Source organism: Methylobacterium crusticola (assembly GCF_003574465.1).
GTDB lineage: Bacteria > Pseudomonadota > Alphaproteobacteria > Rhizobiales > Beijerinckiaceae > Methylobacterium > Methylobacterium crusticola.
In genome coordinates this window covers 15,132-34,847 of record NZ_KZ984619.1, presented here as the reverse complement: position 1 = coordinate 34,847, position 19,716 = coordinate 15,132, and the positions used below count along the sequence as shown (strand labels likewise).

13 protein-coding genes and 1 pseudogene are annotated in these 19,716 nt (G+C 72.6%); 11 read left to right on the top strand and 3 right to left on the bottom strand.

The features are described from left to right. Positions 1-110: 110 nt before the first annotated feature. A complete protein-coding gene (locus DT057_RS01935; protein ID WP_128560439.1) occupies positions 111-3,356 on the bottom strand; it encodes a transglutaminase family protein in 3,246 nt (1,081 codons plus the stop codon). Positions 3,357-3,667: 311 nt separating this feature from the next. Here DT057_RS01935 and DT057_RS01930 point away from each other — a divergent pair, with 311 nt between their 5' ends. Next, the gene (locus DT057_RS01930) at positions 3,668-4,810 is read left to right on the top strand and encodes a zinc-binding metallopeptidase family protein (RefSeq protein WP_128560438.1); all 1,143 of its coding nucleotides are present in this window, start codon (positions 3,668-3,670) and stop codon (positions 4,808-4,810) included. A gap of 56 nt (positions 4,811-4,866) precedes the next feature. Here the strand turns inward: DT057_RS01930 and DT057_RS01925 are convergent, their stop codons facing one another. Then, positions 4,867-6,132 carry an FAD-dependent monooxygenase gene (locus DT057_RS01925; RefSeq protein WP_128560437.1) on the bottom strand — a complete coding sequence of 422 codons (1,266 nt, stop codon included), beginning with the start codon at positions 6,130-6,132 and terminating at the stop codon, positions 4,867-4,869. 144 nt (positions 6,133-6,276) lie between these two features. On the opposite strand from DT057_RS01925, the gene tesB reads away from it, so the two are divergent. From tesB to DT057_RS01885, 8 genes and pseudogenes are all read left to right on the top strand, one after another. Next, positions 6,277-7,182: an acyl-CoA thioesterase II gene (gene tesB, locus DT057_RS01920; RefSeq protein ID WP_128560436.1), complete on the top strand. Its 906-nt coding sequence runs from the start codon at positions 6,277-6,279 to the stop codon at positions 7,180-7,182. Positions 7,183-7,522: 340 nt separating this feature from the next. Further along, positions 7,523-7,861, top strand: coding sequence for a P-II family nitrogen regulator (locus tag DT057_RS01915; RefSeq protein WP_128560435.1), 339 nt, complete (start codon positions 7,523-7,525; stop codon positions 7,859-7,861). A 77-nt stretch (positions 7,862-7,938) separates the two neighbouring features. Beyond that, on the top strand, positions 7,939-9,441 hold the full coding sequence (locus tag DT057_RS01910; RefSeq protein WP_128560434.1) for an ammonium transporter: 1,503 nt from the start codon (positions 7,939-7,941) through the stop codon (positions 9,439-9,441). A 378-nt stretch (positions 9,442-9,819) separates the two neighbouring features. Beyond that, the gene (locus DT057_RS01905) at positions 9,820-10,803 is read left to right on the top strand and encodes a TorF family putative porin (protein ID WP_203236160.1); all 984 of its coding nucleotides are present in this window, start codon (positions 9,820-9,822) and stop codon (positions 10,801-10,803) included. A 219-nt stretch (positions 10,804-11,022) separates the two neighbouring features. Further along, positions 11,023-12,235: pseudogene (locus DT057_RS01900) on the top strand (DNA translocase FtsK 4TM domain-containing protein); the annotation flags it as partial. Position 12,236: 1 nt separating this feature from the next. Beyond that, positions 12,237-14,089: DNA translocase FtsK (locus DT057_RS01895; RefSeq protein WP_276469416.1), on the top strand; the 1,853-nt coding region annotated here is incomplete at its 5' end. 190 nt (positions 14,090-14,279) lie between these two features. Next, on the top strand, positions 14,280-15,155 hold the full coding sequence (locus tag DT057_RS01890; protein WP_128560441.1) for an outer-membrane lipoprotein carrier protein LolA: 876 nt from the start codon (positions 14,280-14,282) through the stop codon (positions 15,153-15,155). Between the two features lie 113 nt (positions 15,156-15,268). Continuing rightward, positions 15,269-16,078 carry an exodeoxyribonuclease III gene (locus DT057_RS01885; protein WP_128560433.1) on the top strand — a complete coding sequence of 270 codons (810 nt, stop codon included), beginning with the start codon at positions 15,269-15,271 and terminating at the stop codon, positions 16,076-16,078. Between the two features lie 69 nt (positions 16,079-16,147). Here DT057_RS01885 and DT057_RS01880 read toward each other — a convergent pair whose 3' ends face one another. Further along, positions 16,148-16,696, bottom strand: a complete 549-nt coding sequence (locus DT057_RS01880; protein ID WP_128560432.1) for a ferritin-like domain-containing protein — start codon at positions 16,694-16,696, stop codon at positions 16,148-16,150. Positions 16,697-16,998: 302 nt separating this feature from the next. On the opposite strand from DT057_RS01880, the gene rpsO reads away from it, so the two are divergent. Continuing rightward, entirely contained in the window at positions 16,999-17,268 is a 270-nt protein-coding gene (gene rpsO, locus DT057_RS01875; RefSeq protein WP_128560440.1) for a 30S ribosomal protein S15, read from the top strand. A 224-nt stretch (positions 17,269-17,492) separates the two neighbouring features. Further along, positions 17,493-19,670, top strand: a complete 2,178-nt coding sequence (pnp, locus tag DT057_RS01870) for a polyribonucleotide nucleotidyltransferase (protein WP_128560431.1) — start codon at positions 17,493-17,495, stop codon at positions 19,668-19,670. Positions 19,671-19,716 lie beyond the last annotated feature (46 nt).

Here is a 19,716-nt window from a genome sequence, read left to right as displayed (position 1 = left end):
GCGCCGCACGCGCGCGGCGGCGGCCTCGCCCCGTGCGGCGGCGGCCGCGCCCCCCGCGGCGGAGGCCGCGGGCAGCGCCGGTGCGTCCTCCGCCGCCAGCGGCGCTCCGCTCATCGGGTCGCGGGCGTGCGCAGGTCGAGGGTGAGGGGGAATTCCCGCAGCGGCTCCTCGGGCGGCGCGGCGACGCGGCCGGGGGTGTGGCCGTTCTCCTGGAAGCGCGCGAGGCGGCGGCCCTCGGCCTCGTAGGTGTTGACCGGGAAAGTCTCGTAGTTGCGGCCCCCCGGATGGGCGACGTGGTAGACGCAGCCCCCGAGGGAGCGCCCGCTCCAGGTGTCGAGGATGTCGAAGGTCAGCGGCGCGTGGACCGGGATGGTCGGGTGCAGCGCCGAGGCCGGCTGCCAGGCCTTGAAGCGCAGGCCCGCCACCGCCTCGCCGGAGCGCCCGGTATCGGCGAGCGGCAGGCGGCGGCCGTTGCAGGTGACGACGTGGCGGCTCGGCACGTAGCCCGAGACCTTCACCTGCAGGCGCTCGACGGAGGAATCGACGTACCGGACCGTGCCGCCGATGGCGCCCTCCTCGCCTAGGACGTGCCAGGGCTCGAGGGCCTGGCGCAGCTCCAGCGTGACGCCGCCGTGCTCCACCGCGCCGAAGAGCGGGAAGCGGAACTCCCGCTGCGCCTCGTACCAGGCCGGGTCGAAGGCGTAGCCGGCCCGGCCGAGGTCGCCGAGCACGCCGAGGAAATCCTCCCAGAGGTGGTGGGGCAGCATGAAGCGGTCGTGGAGCGCCGTGCCCCAGCGCACGAACCCGCCGCTCTGCGGCTCGCGCCAGAGCCAGGCCACCAGCGCGCGCAGCAGCACCTGCTGGGCGAGGCTCATGCGCGCGTCCGGCGGCATCTCGAAGGAGCGGAACTCGAGCAGGCCGAGGCGGCCTGTGGGCCCGTCGGGCGAGTAGAGCTTGTCGATGCAGATCTCGGCCCTGTGGGTGTTGCCGGTGACGTCAACGAGCACGTTGCGGAACAGCCGGTCGACGAGCCAGAGCGGCACCTCGGGCCCGCCGGGCGGCGGCACCTGCGCCAGGGCGATCTCCAGCTCGTAGAGGCCGTCGTGGCGCGCCTCGTCCATCCGGGGCGCCTGGCTGGTCGGGCCGATGTAGAGGCCCGAGAACAGGTAGGACAAGGACGGGTGGCGCTGCCAGTAGAGGACCAGGCTCTTCAGGAGGTCCGGCCGGCGCAGGAACGGCGAATCCGCCGGGGTCGCGCCGCCGAGCACGACGTGGTTGCCGCCGCCCGTGCCGGTGTGGCGCCCGTCGATCATGAATTTTTGGGCGCCGAGCCGGATCTCGCGGGCGTCGCCGTAGAGGCCGGTGGTGATGGCGACGGCCTCGCGCCAGGTCTTGGCCGGGTGGACGTTGACCTCGATCACGCCGGGATCGGGGGTGACTTTCACGACCGAGAGGCGGGGATCGTACGGGGGCTCGTAGCCCTCGATGTGGAGGGGCTGGCCGGCCTCGGCGGCGGCCTCCTCCAGCACGTCGAGGAGGGCGAGGTACTCGTCGGCGCGCTCGAGCGGGGGCATGAACACGCACAGCACCCCGTCCCGGGGCTCGACCGAGAGCGCCGTGCGCACCGCGACGCCCTGGGGGGCGCCGGAGCGCCGGGGCGCCCGGCCCTCCGGCAGGGGCCCGCGCTCCTCGAGCGGGTCCTGGGGCACGTAGTAGGGGTAGGATTCCGGCGGCACGAAGGGCAGCGCGCTCAGGGGCAGCCGGAAGCCCGCGGGCGAGTCGCCCGGCGTGAGGTAGAGCGCGCCCCGCTTCAGCTCCCACGCCTCGGAGACCCAGTGGCGCTCGGGCCCGACCGCCAGGTTCGCCAGGGGCAGCACGTAGCCGACGGGCGCCTCGACGCCGCGGGTGAACACCCGCGCCATCCGGGCCTGGGATTCCGCGTCGCCGACCCGCGGCTCGACCGGCGTCACGTTGACCGGAAGCTCGGCCTCCTTGCGCCGCCAGTGGTCCGGGTCCTCGTAGGTCGGCCGGACGAAGCCCTCGAGGCCGAGGCGGCGGGCGATGCCGCGCATCAGCGCCTCGGCCTGCCCGATCCCCGCCTCGCGCGGGCCGGATTCGGGGGCGATCAGGGCGGCCTCGCGCCAGACGGGCTTGCCGTCGCGGCGCCAGTACAGGGCGAAGGCCCAGCGCGGCAGGCTCTCGCCCGGGTACCACTTGCCCTGGCCGTAATGCAGCATGCCGCCGGGGGCGAAGCGGTCGCGCAGGCGCCGGATGAGCGCGTCGGCGAGGCCCCGCTTCGTCGGCCCGACCGCGGCGGCGTTCCACTCCGGCGACTCGAAGTCGTCCACCGACACGAAGGTCGGCTCGCCCCCCATGGTCAGGCGCACGTCCTGGGCCGCCAGGTCCTGGTCGATCCGGTCGCCGAGGGCGTCCATGGCGGCCCAGGCCTCGTCCGAGAACGGCTTCGTGATGCGCGGCGCCTCGGCCACGCGGGTCACCGTCATGGCGAAGCCGAAATCGGTCTCGGCCGGCTCGGCGAGCCCGGAGATCGGCGCGGCGGAGCGGTAGTGCGGGGTCGCCGCCAGCGGGATGTGGCCCTCGCCGCAGAGCAGGCCCGAGGTGGCGTCGAGGCCGATCCAGCCGGCGCCCGGGACGAAGACCTCGGCCCAGGCGTGCAGGTCGGTGAAGTCGGTGCTGGTGCCGGCCGGCCCGTCCACCGCCGTCGTGTCGGGCACGAGCTGGATCAGGTAGCCCGAGACGAAGCGGGCGGCGAGCCCGAGGCGGCGCAGCACCTGCACCAGCAGCCAAGCCGAGTCGCGGCAGGAGCCGCTGGCGTTCGCCAGCGTCTCGCCGGGCGTCTGCACGCCGGGCTCCATCCGCACCACGTAGTTGACCGCGTCCCGCACCATCGCGTTGAGCGCGACCAGGAACTGCACGGTGCTCGGCTCGGCGGGCAGCCGGGCCATGAAGGCGTCGAGCTCCGGCCCGCCCTCCTCGGGCACGAGGTAGGGGGCGAGCTCCTGCCGGGTCTCCTCCGGGTACGCGAACGGCCGGGACTGGGCGAACTCCTCGACGAAGAAGTCGAACGGGTTGATGACCGCCATGTCGGCCGTCAGGTCGACCTCGACCCGGAACTCGGTCGTCTTCTCGGGGAAGACCAGGCGGGCGAGCCAGTTGCCGTTGGGGTCCTGCTGCCAGTTCACGAAGTGGTTCGCGGGCGTGACCTTGAGGGCGTAGCTGTGGATGCGGGTGCGCGTGTGCGGCGCCGGACGAAGCCGGATCAGCTGCGGCCCGAGGGCGATCGGCCGGTCGTAGGTGTACGACGTGACGTGGTGAAGGGCGGCCTTGATCGACACGGCGTCTCCGAACGTGATCTCTGAAATCGTCGATTGCCCGCGGGGGCGATCCCGACGCGGGGCCGGTTCTACACCTGCCCAGGGCGCGCGTCAGCCGTGCGCACAGGCGGTGCCAGCGCCGTCCGCTCGCCGGTGCGTCATGCCGCTGCCTCGCTCGTCGCCACGGGGCGACATTTCACGCAAGTCCCGTGCCGGCTTGACCGGAACTTCGGGGCCCTCCGGCCCTTGTGCAGGAAGACGCTTGCGACCCGCGTGAGACTGTGCCGAGGCTCGCGCCCCGCCGGGGCTGCGCCCGGCCGCCGGACCCGACGATGAAGATCTTCCAGTGCCAGGCCTGCGCGCAACCGGCCCATTTCGAGGCCGAGACCTGCGAGAGCTGCGAGCGGCGCCTCGGCTACGACCCCGAGATCGCGGAGCTGAGCGCCCTCGAGCGCGCGGGGGAGCGCTGGCGCGGGCTCGCCGACCCGGGCCGGACCTACCGGCTCTGCGCCAACGTCGCCTCGGGGGGCTGCAACTGGCTGGTGCCGGCCGACGCGCCCGAGAGCTACTGCGTCGCCTGCCAGCACAACCGCATGGTGCCGGACCTGTCGATCGCCTGGAACCGCGTCCGCTGGCGCGAGATCGAGGTGGCCAAGCGCCGGCTGTTCTACTCGCTCCTGCGGATGCGGCTGCCCCTGGTCTCGCGCCGCGACGACCCGGCCGGCCTCGCCTTCGACTTCCTGGTCGACCCGGCCGAATCCTACCTGCGCGGGCCGCCGGTGCTCACCGGCCACGACAACGGCCTCATCACCATCAACATCGCGGAGGCCGACGACGTCGAGCGCGAGCGCCGCCGCACGCAGTTCGGCGAGCATTACCGCACGCTCCTCGGGCATTTCCGGCACGAGGTCGGGCATTACTTCTGGAACGTGCTGGTGCGCCGCGATCCGAGCCTCGACGCCTTCCGGGCGATCTTCGGCGACGAGCGGGCCGATTACGGCGAGGCCCTGCGGCGCCACTACGCCCACGGCCCCGCCCCGGGCTGGCAGGAGACCTTCGTCTCGGCCTACGCCACCTCGCATCCCTGGGAGGATTTCGCCGAGACCTGGGCGCACTACCTGCACATCGTCGACACCCTCGAGACGGCGGGCCAGTTCGGCGTGCGGGTGCACCCCAAGCTGCACTCGGTCATCGACCTGACCGCCAAGGTCGATTTCGACCCCCACCGGGCGCCGGATTTCGGCCGCCTGATCGAGGCCTGGCTGCCGCTGACCTTCGCGATGAACTCGCTCAACCGCAGCATGGGCCAGCCCGACCTGTACCCGTTCCGGCTCACCCCGGCGACGATCGGCAAGCTCTCCTTCGTGCACGACCGCATCTACGCCCGCACGGAGGATTTCGAGGCCGAGGCCGGGACCCTCCGGGCCGTGATCGCGGGCCTGCGCCACCGCGTGGCGGCGCCCCGCTCGGCCTGACGGCCGGGGCCCGGCCGGCCGGGAGTTTCTCGGACGAGGGCCTCGGGGCCGCGGCCCTAGAGCGCCTCGCCGCGCATCAGCCGCGGCTGGGTCCCGCGCAGGCCGGCCGCCTCCTGGATGAACAGGCGCTTCAGCGCGGGCAGGCGGTCGACGAGGCCGAGGCCGAGGTCGCGCAGCAGGCGCACCGGCAGGGCGTCGTTGGAGAACAGGCGGTTGAGCCCGTCCGTGGCGGCGCCCATCGCCAGCGTGTCGAAGCGGCGGCTGCGCTCGTAGGCCTGGAGGGCCTCCGGCCCGCCCGGATCGAGGCCGAGCCGCATCGTGTCGGCGAGGGCCTCGGCCAGGGCCGCGGCGCTCTTGAGGCCGAGATTGAGGCCCTGGCCGGCGATCGGGTGGATGACGTGGGCCGCGTCGCCCAGGAGGGCGAGGCGCGGCGCGCCGAAGCGCCGGGCGATGCCGAAGGAGAGCGGGTAGGCCCGCAAGGGCGATTCGAGCGCGAGCCGCCCCAGGGTGAGCCCGAAGCGCCGCTCGACCTCCTCCAGCGCCTCCTCGGGCGCGCCGCCGAGGAGGGCCGGCACGTCGGCCTGGCGCTCGGTCCACACGATGGAGGAGCGGTGCCCGAGGGAGCCGCCGGGCGAGAGCGGCAGGACCGCGAAGGGCCCCGAGGGGAGGAAGTGCTCGATCGCCCGGCCCCCGTGGTCGCGCTCGTGCGCCACCGTCGCGACGATGCCGGATTGCGGGTAGGACCAGCCGACCCAGCCGATGCCGGCCGCCTCGCGCAGGCGCGAGCGCGCCCCGTCGGCCGCCACCAGGAGGTCGGCCCGCAGCGCCCGCCCGTCGGGCAGGTCCGCCACGATGGCGCCGTCCCGCAGGCCGGCACGCGCCACCGCCACCGGCTCCAGCGCCACCCCGGCCGCCGCGCAGGCCTCCCGCAGGCCGTCGAGGAGGCCGCCGCCCTCGATCATGTGGGCGAAGGGCTCGCCCTCCGCGACTTCGCCCCCGAAGGTCAGGAAGGCCGGCCGCACCGGGTCGGCGAGTCGGCTGTCGGTGATCACCATCTCGCGGATCGGCTGCGCGGCGCCCGCCACCGCGGCCCAGACGCCCAGGCGCTCGAGCATCCGGCGCGCCCCGGCCGCGACCGCGTAGGCGCGCGCATCCCGGGGACCGGCCCTGCCCGCGTCCGCCGCTCCCCGAAAGGCGGGGTCGCACACCGTGACCCTCACCCCCTCCCCGAGCGCCTGGGTGAGGGCGAGGGCGAGGGACAGGCCCGGAAGGCCGCCCCCCGCGACGATGATCTCCCGTGCCGGCCGAGGCTTTCCCGCCATCTCGTTCGTCCGCCGCTCCGTTCGCGCCCGGGCCCGCCATAGCACGAACGCGGCGGGGCCGTCGCTTGACGATGGGCGCCCCCCTGCGCCAGACCCGGGCATCCTCGTTCGTCCACACCCGGCATCGCGCGCCCGCCGGCCGCCATGCCTCGCATCCGGGAGAGCTGCAGCGTGCGCGCGGTCGCCGAACTCCTCGACATCCTCGACCTCGAGCAACTCGAGCTCAACCTGTTCCGGGGCCGCTCGCCGCGGGCGCGCTGGCAGCGGGTCTACGGCGGCCAGGTCATCGGCCAGGCCCTCGTCGCCGCCACCCGCACGGTCCCGCCGGAGCGCCGGCCGCACTCCCTGCACGCCTACTTCCTGCTCGGGGGCGATCCGCGGGTGCCGATCATCTACGAGGTCGACCGCATCCGCGACGGCCGCAGCTTCACCACCCGCCGGGTGGTGGCGATCCAGCACGGCCGCCCGATCTTCTCGATGTCGGCCTCCTACCACCTCGACGAGCCGGGGCTGAGCCACCAGGTGCCGATGCCGGCGGTGCCGATGCCGGAGGACCTCGCCGACGAGCGCGCCCTCAAGGCCTCGGTGATGCCCTTGATGCCGGATCCGGTGCGGGCCTACTTCGAGCGCGAGCGCCCGATCGAGCTGCGGCCCGTCGAGATGGAGCGCTACACCGCCCGCGTGCCGCGGGAGCCGCGCTTCCACGTCTGGATCCGGGCGACCTCGCCGCTGCCGGACGACCCCGCCGTGCACCAGAGCGTGCTGGCCTACGCCTCCGACATGACGCTCCTCGACACCGCCCTCGCGGCGCACGGCCGCACGGTGTTCGAGAGCACGATCCAGCCCGCGAGCCTCGACCACGCGCTCTGGTTCCACCGGCCGTTCCGGGCCGACGAGTGGCTGCTCTACGCCCAGGACAGCCCGAGCGCCTCCGGCGCCTGCGGCTTCTCCCGCGGCCTGATCTTCACCCGCGACGGCACCCTGGTGGCCTCGGTGGCCCAGGAGGGCATGATCCGCGAGCGCCGCGAGCCGGTCCCGGACGCCGAGTGATCCGAGGCCCCCCGGCCGACGGGCCGGGGGCCGGCCCGCCGCGCGGCGGGCGGGAGCGGGTCCGGCCGGCTCCCGGCCCGGCATTTCGCCTATTTCCTGTGCATCTGCCCTGTCTTTGATCTGCCGTGGCGCGCCGGGCGGCTTGAATCTCCGCAATCGGCCCAGGAACCGGGCAGCTTGTCCGTGGGCGCGTCCGCGCGTGGTGGCACGTTCCTTGATTTGGGGGTGGCGGACCGGCGACCGCGCCCGGGAACTCGAGGCGCGCCGGACCGACCCGGGCGGCCGACCGCATCCACGCGGCGACCGGCATGCGGTGCCAATCGGAAAGGGGGCACGACCCATGAAGATCGTCATGGCCATCATCAAGCCGTTCAAGCTGGAGGAAGTGCGCGATGCCCTCACCAGCATCGGCGTGCACGGCCTGACCGTGACCGAAGTGAAGGGCTACGGACGGCAGAAGGGACATACCGAGATCTACCGCGGCGCCGAGTACGCCGTGAGCTTCCTGCCCAAGCTCAAGATCGAGGTGGCGGTCGCGGCCGATCTCGTCGCCAACGTCGTCGACACCATCGCGGCCGCGGCCCGGACCGGCCAGATCGGCGACGGCAAGATCTTCGTGATGCCGCTCGAGAAGGCCGTCCGCATCCGCACCGGCGAGACCGACGCCGACGCCCTCTGAGAGACCGCGCCGCCCTCAAGGCGGCGCTCACCTGTGAAGACCCGTCACGCTCAAGACCGATCGGGAGTCCCGTTTCCATGAAGCTTCGCAATCTCCTGGCTCTGGGCCTGGGAGGCGCCGCCCTGGCGCTCGTCCTGGTGGAGCCGTCACTGGCGCAGTCGCCGACCGTCGAGGCCGCACCGGCCGCGGCGGCGGCGCCGGTGCCCAACAAGGGCGACACCGCCTGGATGCTGATCGCGTCCGCGATGGTGCTGATGATGTCGGTGCCCGGCCTCGCCCTGTTCTACGGCGGCCTCGTGCGCACCAAGAACATGCTGTCGCTGCTGACGCAGGTCTTCGCCATCGTCAGCGTCGTCTGCCTGCTCTGGGTGTTCTACGGCTACAGCCTGTCCTTCACCAACGGCGGCGGCCTCAACGATTTCGTCGGCGGTTTCTCGAAGGCCTTCCTGCGCGGCGTCGACGCGAACGCGACGGTCGCCACCTTCTCCAACGGCGTCGTCATCCCGGAATACGTCTACATCTGCTTCCAGATGACGTTCGCGATGATCACCCCGGCCCTGATCGTCGGCGCCTTCGCGGAGCGGATGAAATTCTCGGCCCTGCTGCTGTTCATCGTGCTGTGGGTGACCTTCATCTACTTCCCGATGGCGCACATGGTCTGGTACTGGGGCGGCCCCGATGCGGTCGGCAACGCCGCCAAGGCGCTCGCCGCGGCGACGGACGACACGGCCAAGAAGGCCGCGCAGGACGCCCTCGACGCCGTCAACGCCGATGCGGGCCTGCTCTTCAAGTGGGGCGCCCTCGACTTCGCGGGCGGCACCGTGGTGCACATCAACGCCGGCGTCGCCGGCATCGTGGGCTGCCTCCTGCTCGGCAAGCGCATCGGCTACGGCCGCGACCTGCTCGCCCCCCACTCGCTCACCATGACGATGATCGGCGCCTCGCTGCTCTGGGTCGGCTGGTTCGGCTTCAATGCCGGCTCGAACCTCGAGGCGAACGGCTCCACGGCCCTCGCCATGCTGAACACCTTCGTGGCCACCGCGGCGGCGGGCGTGTCCTGGCTGTTCGTCGAGTGGGCCGCCAAGGGCAAGCCCTCGCTCCTCGGCATGCTGTCGGGCGCGGTGGCGGGCCTCGTCGCCGTCACCCCGGCCTGCGGCTTCGCCGGCCCGATGGGCTCCATCATCCTCGGCCTCGTCGCCGGCGCCGTCTGCTTCGTGATGTGCTCGACGGTCAAGAACGCCATCGGGTACGACGACTCCCTCGACGTCTTCGGCGTGCACTGCGTCGGCGGCATCATCGGGGCGCTCGCCACCGGCATCCTGGTCAACCCGGCCCTCGGCGGCGTCGGCGCCCCCGACTACGCGGCCAAGCCCGGCGAGCTCGTGGCCGCGGCCTACGAGTTCGGCCCCGCCTTCCTGGCGCAGGCCAAGGCGGTCGGGTTCACCATCCTGTGGTCCGGCGTCGGCTCGGCGATCCTCTACAAGGTCGTCGACGTGATCGTCGGCCTGCGGGTGACGCAGGACGAGGAGCGCGAGGGCCTCGACCTCGCCGATCACGGCGAGCGCGCCTACAACTACTGAGCCCTGCGGCGCCCGCGCGCCGACGAGGGAGAGCCGGCGCGCCGCGCCGCAATCCCCCTCCCGTGAACCAGGGGCCCCGGCGCGCCGCGCCGGGGCCCCGTCGCATGAAGGGGGCCGGCAGGCCCCGGTCGCGCCCCGGGGCGATTCGCCCGCCGCCGGGCCGGACCGGGCGGGGACCGTGACCGGCGCGGCGCCTTCCGGGCCGCCCGGGTGCGCCCGGCCGGCCACACATTGTGGCGGAACTGCAACGAGCCCGGGGCAACACGCCAGCGGGGACCGGGAATGCCCAAAGTTTAGGCAAGTGCCCGAAACTTGGTTTTGCTCCGAAACCGGAAACTCGCCACCTTGGCCGTAAATCAAGACGGGGCTGAGTGAGCGATGAGCCGTACGTTGTTTCCGAAGGGCGCTGCCGCAGCGCTCGCCGCTTTCCTGAGCCTCGGGCAGGTGCAGGCCGCCGACCTGCCGGCGCCGCCCAAGGAGCTGCCGCCGGAGGCCAAGGCGCCGGACCCGCTCATCGGCTTCGCGTTCTACACCCAGTACGCCACCGACTATAACTTCCGCGGCGTCTCGCAGTCGAACCTCCAGGGCAGCTACCAGACCTTCTTCGAGACCCAGTTCTTCAACAACTTCGCCTATGCGGGCTTCTACACCTGGCAGACCCGGCTGCCGACCAAGCCCGATTTCGAGTTCGACCTGGTCGCCGGTATCCGGCCGACCTTCGACAAGCTGTCGTTCGACCTCGGCGTGATCTACTACTACTATCCGAACGAGCAGCGGCTGTTCTCCAGCCCGACGACCTTCCTCACCACCGCGAACACCGACTTCATCGAGTTCGCCGGCAAGGCGCTCTACCAGGCGACGCCGGAACTCGCGATCGGCGCCAACGTGTTCTACGCGCCGAACTACCTCGGCCAGCACACCGAGGGCACCTACACCTCGGGCACGCTCGCCTACACCCTGCCGGCCACGCTGTTCCCGTTCCTGCCGGAGGCCTATGCCGGCGGCTTCGCCATCTCGGGCGAGGGCGGCCACTACTTCCTCGGCGCCTCCAAGACCTCGGTCAACGGGTTCATCGGCGGCAGCGAGAAGTTCGCCTCGTTCAACCTGCCGAGCTACAATTACGGCAACGTCGGCATCTCCTGGACCTACAAGAACCTGCTGGTCGACTTCCGCTTCCACACGACCGACCTGACGCCCTCGAAGTGCTTCAACCTGACGGGCGACTACCGCGGCTTCAACCAGACCCCGGGCACCTCGCGCTGGTGCGGCGACGCCTTCATCGGCTCGATCCGCTGGCAGGCCTCGACGGCCTCGCCGGGCGTCTACGCCGAGCCCGGCGGGATCCTCAACCTCTTCAAGTAGGCGTCCGACCCCCGGCGCGAGGAAAGGCCCCGGAGCGATCCGGGGCCTTTCTGCCGTCGGGACCATCCGGCACCGGCGCCGAACCGGTCGCCGCTCCCGCCGGATGCGCTCCAAGTCGTTGATCGTGCAGAGTTGGCGTCGGATTTAGTCTTAAACGGGCATTAACTGCGTTCGCCGTAGGCTCTCGTCTTCGGTTCCGCGTACCCGGCTTGCCCACGCATGCGTTCGCTTCGTCGCTCGGCATCGCCCTACGATGCCCTCGTAGACACGCTCCGCTCCTTCCTGAAGCGGCGCGTGACGGAGATCACGGGCCTCGCGCTCCTGCTCGGCTCGGCGGGGTTCACGGTCGCGCTGGCGACCTGGTCCATCGAGGACCCGAGCCTCAACCACGCCACGCAGGCGGCGGCCCGCAATCTGCTCGGCGCCGGGGGGGCGATCGTCTCGGACCTCGGGATGCAGCTCCTCGGGCTCGGCGCCCTGGCGCTGGCGCTGCCGCCGGCGGTCTGGGGGATGCGGCTCCTGCGCACCCACCGCCTGGCGCGCTTCCAGCTCCGGCTGGCGCTCTGGGTCCTGGGCTTCGGCGCCGCGAGCGGCGTCGCGAGCGCGCTGCCGCCCACGGCCCGCTGGCCGCTGCCCACCGGCCTCGGCGGCGTCGCGGGCGACGCGCTGCTCGGCGCCGCCAGGGCGGTCGCCGGCCCCCTCGGCGCCTTCGCGGGCTTCGTGTTCGCCGGCATCGCGGTGATCAGCCTGACGGGGGCCTGCGGGTTCGGCCTGATCGAGGAGGAGGGCGAGGACGCCGAGCCCGAGTCCCTCGCCCCGGCGGCGAGCCGCTACGACGACCGGGCCCGCGCGCGTCCGGCGGGCGCCGCCCACGACGACGACGGGCCGGGCCTCGGCCTCGCCTCCCTCGGCGCCCTCGCGCATCTCGCCATCAGCGGCCGCGCCGCCCTCGCCCGCAAGCTCACGGCCTGGCGCCAGGGCGGCGTCGACCCCTACGCGGCCGCCTACGCCGGCAACTCGCCCGCCCTCGCCGCCCGGCGCGCCTTCGCGGAGCCCGGCGAGGCGGACGCCTGGGAGGCGGAGGACCGCGCCGCCGCCCCGGCGCGGCGCGAGCCGGTCTTCGCCGATCCGGCGCCGCTGACCGCGCCGCGCCGCGGGGCGCCGCCGGTCGTCCACGACGAGCTCGACGAGGAGGCCGAGGCGGATCCCGCGCCCGAGCCGGTCCCGGCGCCGGGACCGCGCAACCGGGTCGCGCCGCCCCCCGCGCCGATCCAGACCCGCCGCGCCTCCCCCCCGCCGGCCCCGGGCGCACCCGACACCTACGAGCACCCCGCCCTGGCGCTCCTCGCGGAGCCGCGCCCGCCGGCCCCGAGCGCCGTGGTCTCGACGGATGCGCTCGAGCAGAACGCCACGCTCCTCGAATCGACCCTCGNCCGCCCTGCCGGCGAGCCCCGCGGCGCGCCCGCCGCGCGTCATCCTGCCGGCCGCGGCGCCGCCCGCGGTCGAGGAGGCCGCCGAGGCCGAGGCGGTCCCGGCGGCGCCCCTGCCCGACGCTCTGCCGTCCGGGGCGGAGGCCGCGGCCCGGTCCGCCGAGACGCACGGCCTTGTCATCGGGACGGCGGGGCTCGTCGTCGACCTCGGCCTCGATTCCGACGACGATGCCGAGGACGACGACGATTTCCTGGCGCCCGCCTTCGTGCTGCCGCCCCGGCCCCTGCCGCCGCGGCCCGTGGAGGCGCCCTACGCGCTGCCCTCGCTGGAGCTGCTCGCCGAGGCCCGCGCCTCGGACGCGAGCGAGCTCGACACCGGGGTCCTGGAGGAGAACGCGCTGCAGCTCCAGCAGGTGATCCAGGATTTCGGGGTCCGCGGGGAGATCCTGGCGGTGCGGCCGGGCCCGGTGGTGACGCTCTACGAGCTCGAGCCGGCTCCCGGCACCAAGTCGAGCCGCGTCATCTCGCTGGCCGACGACATCGCCCGCTCGATGTCGGCCATCTCCGCCCGCGTCGCCGTGGTCCAGGGCCGCAACGCCATCGGCATCGAGCTGCCCAACCTGCGGCGCGAGACCGTCTACCTGCGCGAGCTCCTCGCCTCCCCGGCCTTCGCCGAGACCAAGCAGAAGCTCGCCCTCTGCCTGGGCAAGAACATCGGCGGCGAGGCCATCATCGCCGACCTCGCCCGCATGCCCCACCTGCTGGTGGCCGGCACCACCGGCTCGGGCAAGTCGGTGGCGATCAACACCATGATCCTGTCGCTGCTCTACCGCATGAAGCCGGAGGAGTGCCGCCTGATCATGGTCGACCCCAAGATGCTGGAGCTCTCGGTCTACGACGGCATCCCGCACCTGCTCTCGCCCGTCGTCACCGATTCCAAGAAGGCGGTGATCGCCCTGAAATGGGCGGTGCGCGAGATGGAGGAGCGCTACAAGAAGATGGCCCGCCTCGGCGTGCGCAACATCGACGGCTTCAACGCCCGGGTGGCGGAGGCGCGGGCGCGGGGCGAGGTGATCACCCGGACGGTGCAGACGGGCTTCGACCGGGAGACCGGGGAGGCGGTGTACGAGGACGAGGTCATGGACCTCGCGCCCCTGCCCTACATCGTGATCGTGGTCGACGAGATGGCCGACCTGATGATGGTGGCGGGCAAGGATATCGAGGGGGCGATCCAGCGGCTCGCGCAGATGGCGCGGGCGGCGGGGCTGCACCTGATCATGGCGACGCAGCGCCCGTCGGTGGACGTGATCACCGGGACGATCAAGGCGAACTTCCCGACCCGGATCTCCTTCCAGGTGACGAGCAAGATCGACTCGCGCACGATCCTCGGCGAGATGGGGGCCGAGCAGCTGCTGGGCCAGGGCGACATGCTGTTCATGGCGGGCGGGGGCCGCACGACGCGGGTGCACGGCCCGTTCTGCTCGGACGACGAGGTGGAGCAGGTGGTGGCGCACCTGAAGCGCCAGGGCCGCCCCTCCTACCTCGACGCCGTCACGGCGGACGACGAGGCCGAGGAGGCGAGCGCCCCCGAGGTGCCGGTCATGGACCAGGGCGGGTTCGCCGATCCGGCCGCGGACCTGTACGACCAGGCTGTGGCGGTGGTGCTGCGGGACAGGAAGGCGTCGACGAGCTACATCCAGCGCCGCCTGCAGATCGGCTACAACCGCGCCGCCTCGCTGATGGAGCGCATGGAGCGCGAGGGCATCGTCGGCCCGGCCAACCACGCCGGCAAGCGCGAGATCCTGATCGAGCCCGCCGCCCACGGAGGCGCCCAGGGGGGCGGCGAGGAGGCGTGACCCGGCCGGCCCTCTCCCGCGTCGCATATTCGCCACAGGCGACGGCTCTAAGGCGGGACGGACCCTCCGTCGCGCCCCCGGTCGGTCCCCGCGCCGACCTCCCGTCCGTCCACACGGAGAACCCTTGCCGATGACCGGCCGTCCCCGTCCCGGACCGCTCCGCATCGCGCCGATGCTCCGCATCGCGCCGATGCTCAGCATCGCGGCGATGCTCGGCGCCGTGCCGGTGCTCAGCATCGCGGGCGCCGAGCCCGCCGCCGCGCAGGTGTCGTCCTTCCTCGACGGACTGTTCGGCCGCAAGGCCGCCGTCCCGGACGCGCCGGCGGAGCCGGCCGAGGCCCCGGCGGCGTCCCAGCCGGTGGCGCGGGCGCCCCTGCCCCCGCGCCGGCCGGCCTCCCTCGGCGGCGGCAAGGCCCCGGCCGACACCGTCGAGGCGGCCGCCCCCGCCCCGGCCCAGCAGGTCGCCGCGGTCACGACGCCGGCCGTCCTCGACGCCGCCAACCCGGCAACCGTGATCGAGCGCGCCAACGCCTACTTCAACGGCGTCTCGACGCTGACCGGGAACTTCGTCCAGATCGGCGCCGACGGGCGCAAGATCGGCGGCAAGCTCTACCTCGCCAAGCCCGGCCGCCTGCGCTTCGACTACGACCAGCCCTCGCCCCTCGAGGTCGTGGCCGACGGCACCTCGGTGGCGGTGCGCGACCGCAAGCTCGCGACGCAGGACCTCTACTTCATCTCGCAGACGCCGCTGAAATTCCTCCTCCGGGAGAAGATCGACCTCGCCCGCGACCTGTCGGTGGCCGACGTCGCCGTCGACCCGGGCGGCGTGCGCATCGTCCTCGACGACCGCTCGACCCTCGGGGGCACCTCCCGGATCACGCTGTACTTCGACGACACGATGAAGACCCTGAGCCAGTGGCGGATCACCGATCCGCAGGGCTACCAGACCACCGTGCTGCTCTCGAACCTCCAGCGCGGCCGCTCGATCGACGGCATGATGTTCGTGATCAACTACGGCCGGGCGGTCGACAAGGAGCTCGAGGCCAAGATGCAGCAGGCGCGCTGAGTCCCCGGGGCTCGAGCCCGCGCGGTCGGCGCGAGCGCGCCTCCGATCCGTCACCGTTGCCGCCTCGCCCGCGCCGCCGGGCGAGGCGCGACCGCCGCGAGAGTACCCGACCGTTGCGCCTCACCGTCAGCACCTGGAACATCAACTCGGTCCGCCTGCGCATCGACCTCGTGCGCCGCTTCCTCGACGAGGCGCGGCCCGACGTGCTCTGCCTCCAGGAGACCAAGTGCCCGAACGACCGCTTCCCGCTGAAGGAACTGCAGGGCTTCGGCTACCCTCACGTCGTCTTCGCCGGCCAGAAGGGCTACAACGGCGTCGCGATCCTCTCGCGCCTGCCCCTTGTCTCCCAAGAAGCGATGAGCTTCTGCGAGCGCCAGGACGCCCGCCACATCGCGGCGGTGATCGGGCCCGAGGCGGGCCCCGCGGCCGGCATCACGCTGCACGACTTCTACGTGCCCGCCGGCGGCGACGTGCCCGACCCGGGCCTCAACGAGAAGTTCGCCCACAAGCTCGCCTTCATGGACGAGTTGCGGGCCTGGGGCGGACGGCGCCCGGGCGGCCCGGCCATCCTGGTCGGCGACCTCAACGTGGCGCCCCTGGAGCACGACGTCTGGTCGCACCGGCAGCTCCTCGACGTGGTGAGCCACACGCCGGTCGAGACCGAGCGGCTGGAGACCCTGCGCGGCGAGGCCGGCTGGGTCGACACGATGCGCCACCTGCGCCCGCCGCCGGAGAAGATCTACACTTGGTGGAGCTACCGCTCGCCGGACTGGGCCGGGGCCGACAAGGGCCGCCGCCTCGACCACATCTGGGTCACGCCGGACCTCGCCGGCACCGTGCGCTCCGTCACGGTCGCCCGGCACGCGCGGGGCTGGGACCGGCCCTCGGACCACGTGCCGGTGACGGTGGAGCTGGACCTGTAGCCGAGGCCGGCCCCGGGCGCCCGCCGCGGGGCGCGGCGCGGCGGACGGAGCCGGCGCGGCCGCCGAGGCCTACCGGTCCGACTTCGCGCCCTGCACCTCGCGGGCGACGTAGTGGCGGGTGACGGGCACGATCTGGGCGAAGACCGCCTCGGCCATCCGCTCCTCCTCCCTGAGCGACAGGCGCAGGGTCTCGACGTCCTGGCGCTGCCCGGCCTCCTCCGCCAGGGTGATCAGCGAGGTGTAGGCGGCGATCTCGTAAGTCTCCACCGAGTAGTCGGTGTAGAGGTTCTTCAGGACCTCGTCGCCGCTGACGCTGTGGACCAGGGCCGCCACGTTGCCGACGGTCTGGGTCACCACGTCCTTCAGGAGCGAGCGGTCCTCCCCGTGCCCGTGCAGGATGTCGGCGAGCCGGGTCACCTGCTGGTCGGTCTCGCTCTTGTGCAGCCGCAGCGCCTGCGTGAGGTCCGGATAGTTCCTGTAGCGCTCCAGTTGGCGCTCGATCATCTGCGCCGCCTGCTTCTCCAGCGCGTGGGTGTTGCGCAGCGCCGTGATGTAGATCGCCTGCACGGTCTCGTTGGCGGAGGCGCTGGTCAGGCCGCTGGTCGTGGTGGTTGCCATGAATAACCTCGTGGGTTGCCGAATGGCAGGCAAAACGAGGCGAGGGCGAGAGGGTTCGACCGTGGCTGTAGGCCGGGGCCGCGCCGCGGGCGTGGCGAAACCGCGCGCCGGGGACGTCCGCGATCGGGAGTGGCATCGCCCGGCGGATCGTGTATAGGGTGCGCCACCCTCGCCCGGACACGGCGGGGTTTTTCGCCTTGGCGGACCGCGCTGGACGACATCCCGGCCCGGCCGAGCCTCGTGCGGGATTGGCCCCGAGGGGCCGCTTCCTGTTCAAGACCACCGACCTGAAAGGACACGCGATGTCGATCACGGCGGAGCGCAAGACCGCGCTCATCAAGGAACATGCCCGCGGCGGCAGCGACACCGGCTCGCCGGAGGTGCAGGTCGCGATCCTCACGGAGCGCATCCAGAACCTCACCGGGCACTTCAAGACCCACACCAAGGACAACCATTCCCGCCGCGGCCTGCTGAAGCTGGTCTCGATGCGCCGGTCGCTCCTCGACTACCTGAAGCGCAAGGACGAGGCGCGCTACCGCGCCCTGATCGAGCGCCTCGGCATCCGCCGCTAAGGTGGGTTTCCCAGCGCGGTCCGGGGGCCGGGCCGCGCTGTCGCGACGCGGCCGCGCGGCCGCACGCCCCGGGTGGGCCGGAATGGGTCCGGCCGCCTCTCTCAACCGGGCCTGAAGCGGGCGTGACCGCCAGGGCAGGATCGCCGGGGGCTGGCCGAAGAACCCAGCCCCCCGCCGTCTTGCCGCTGGCGCCGCCCCCCCGGACCGCATGAAGGCATGACGACATGTTCGACGTTCAACGCGAAGAGCTGCTGTGGGGCGGGCGCAAGCTCGTGCTCGAGACCGGCAAGGTCGCCCGCCAGGCCGACGGCGCCGTGGTGGCCACCTACGGCGAGACCACGGTGCTCGCCACCGTGGTGTCGATGAAGGAGCCCAAGGCCGGCATCGACTTCCTGCCCCTCACGGTCAACTACCAGGAGCGGACCTACGCCGCCGGCCGCATCCCGGGCGGCTACTTCAAGCGCGAGGGCCGGCCCTCCGAGAAGGAGACCCTGGTCTCCCGCCTCATCGACCGGCCGATCCGCCCCCTCTTCGTCGAGGGCTGGCGCAACGACACCCAGGTCGTGGTGACGGTGCTCTCCCACGACCTCGAGAACGACCCCGACGTCGTCGCCATGGTGGCGGCCTCGGCGGCGCTCACCCTCTCGGGCGTGCCCTTCATGGGCCCGATCGGGGCGGCCCGCGTCGGCTACATCGGCGGCCAGTACAAGCTCAATCCGCCCGTCCAGGAGATGGAGGGATCGAGCCTCGACCTCGTGGTCGCCGGCACGGAGGCCGCCGTCCTGATGGTCGAGTCCGAGGCGCGCGAGCTGCCCGAGGACGTGATGCTCGGGGCCGTGATGTTCGGCCACAAGCACTTCCAGCCCGTGATCGAGGCGATCATCCGCCTCGCCGAGAAGGCCGCCAAGGAGCCGCGCGACTTCCGCCCGGCCGACAACGCCGCCGTCGAGGCCGCCGTGCTGGAGGTCGGCGAGGCCGACCTGCGCGAGGCCTACAAGAAGACCGTCAAGCAGGAGCGCTACGCCGCCGTCGACGCCGTGAAGGCGCGGGTGATGGCCGCCCTCGTGCCGGCCGAGGGCGAGGCCCGCTTCGAGACCGAGAAGGTGAAGAGCGCCTTCAAGGAGGCGCAGTCCAAGGTGGTGCGCTGGAACATCCTCGACACCGGCGCGCGCATCGACGGCCGCGACGTCAGGACGGTGCGCCCGATCCTGTCGGAGGTCGGCGTCCTGCCCCGCGCCCACGGCTCGGCCCTGTTCACCCGCGGCGAGACCCAGGCCCTGGTGGTGGCGACCCTCGGCACCGGCGACGACGAGCAGTTCATCGACGCGCTGGAAGGCACCTACAAGGAGACGTTCCTCCTCCACTACAACTTCCCGCCCTATTCGGTGGGCGAGACCGGCCGCATGGGCTCGCCCGGCCGCCGCGAGATCGGCCACGGCAAGCTCGCCTGGCGGGCGGTGCACCCGATGCTGCCCCCGGCCCACGAGTTCCCCTACACGATCCGCGTCGTGTCGGAGATCACCGAGTCGAACGGCTCCTCCTCGATGGCCTCGGTCTGCGGCGCCTCGCTGTCGCTGATGGATGCGGGCGTGCCCCTGCGCCGTCCGGTGGCGGGCATCGCCATGGGGCTGATCCTGGAGGGCGAGCGCTACGCCGTGCTCTCCGACATCCTGGGCGACGAGGACCACCTCGGCGACATGGACTTCAAGGTGGCCGGCACGGACGAGGGCATCACCTCGCTCCAGATGGACATCAAGATCGCCGGCATCACCGAGGAGATCATGCGGGTCGCCCTCGACCAGGCCAAGGAGGGACGCGGCTACATCCTCGTCGAGATGGCCAAGGCCCTGACGGCGGCCCGGCCCGAGCTCGGCGAGCACGCGCCCCGCATCGAGACGATGCAGATCCCGACCGACAAGATCCGGGAGGTGATCGGCACCGGCGGCAAGGTGATCCGCGAGATCGTCGAGAAGACCGGCGCCAAGATCGACATCCAGGACACCGGCATCATCAAGATCGCGTCGAGCGACGGCAAGGCCATCAAGGCGGCCTACAACTGGATCCGCTCGATCGTGGCGGAGGCCGAGCCCGGCATGATCTACGAGGGCACGGTGGTGAAGACGATGGAGTTCGGCGCCTTCGTCAACTTCTTCGGCGCCAAGGACGGCCTGGTCCACATCTCGGAGCTCGCGCCCCAGCGCGTCGCCAAGGTCACCGACGTGGTGAAGGAGGGCGACAAGGTGAAGGTGAAGTTCCTCGGCCAGGACGAGCGCGGCAAGATCCGCCTCTCGATGAAGGTGGTCGACCAGCAGACCGGCGAGGACCTCACCGAGAAGCTCAAGGCCCAGCGCGACGGCGAGCGCACCCGCGAGCGCTCGCCCCGCCAGGAAGCCGGCGAGTAAGCCTCCGCTGCCGGACCGACGAACGGGAACGCGCGGCCCCCCGGGG

Coding starts and splice junctions, on each gene's coding strand:
- DT057_RS01930 (WP_128560438.1), top strand. CDS start 3,668: ATGAAGATCTTCCAGTGCCAGGCCTGCGCGCAACCGGCCCATTTCGAG.
- DT057_RS01925 (WP_128560437.1), bottom strand. CDS start 6,132: ATGGCGGGAAAGCCTCGGCCGGCACGGGAGATCATCGTCGCGGGGGGC.
- tesB (WP_128560436.1), top strand. CDS start 6,277: ATGCCTCGCATCCGGGAGAGCTGCAGCGTGCGCGCGGTCGCCGAACTC.
- DT057_RS01915 (WP_128560435.1), top strand. CDS start 7,523: ATGAAGATCGTCATGGCCATCATCAAGCCGTTCAAGCTGGAGGAAGTG.
- DT057_RS01910 (WP_128560434.1), top strand. CDS start 7,939: ATGAAGCTTCGCAATCTCCTGGCTCTGGGCCTGGGAGGCGCCGCCCTG.
- DT057_RS01905 (WP_203236160.1), top strand. CDS start 9,820: ATGAGCCGTACGTTGTTTCCGAAGGGCGCTGCCGCAGCGCTCGCCGCT.
- DT057_RS01890 (WP_128560441.1), top strand. CDS start 14,280: ATGCTCAGCATCGCGGCGATGCTCGGCGCCGTGCCGGTGCTCAGCATC.
- DT057_RS01880 (WP_128560432.1), bottom strand. CDS start 16,696: ATGGCAACCACCACGACCAGCGGCCTGACCAGCGCCTCCGCCAACGAG.
- rpsO (WP_128560440.1), top strand. CDS start 16,999: ATGTCGATCACGGCGGAGCGCAAGACCGCGCTCATCAAGGAACATGCC.
- pnp (WP_128560431.1), top strand. CDS start 17,493: ATGTTCGACGTTCAACGCGAAGAGCTGCTGTGGGGCGGGCGCAAGCTC.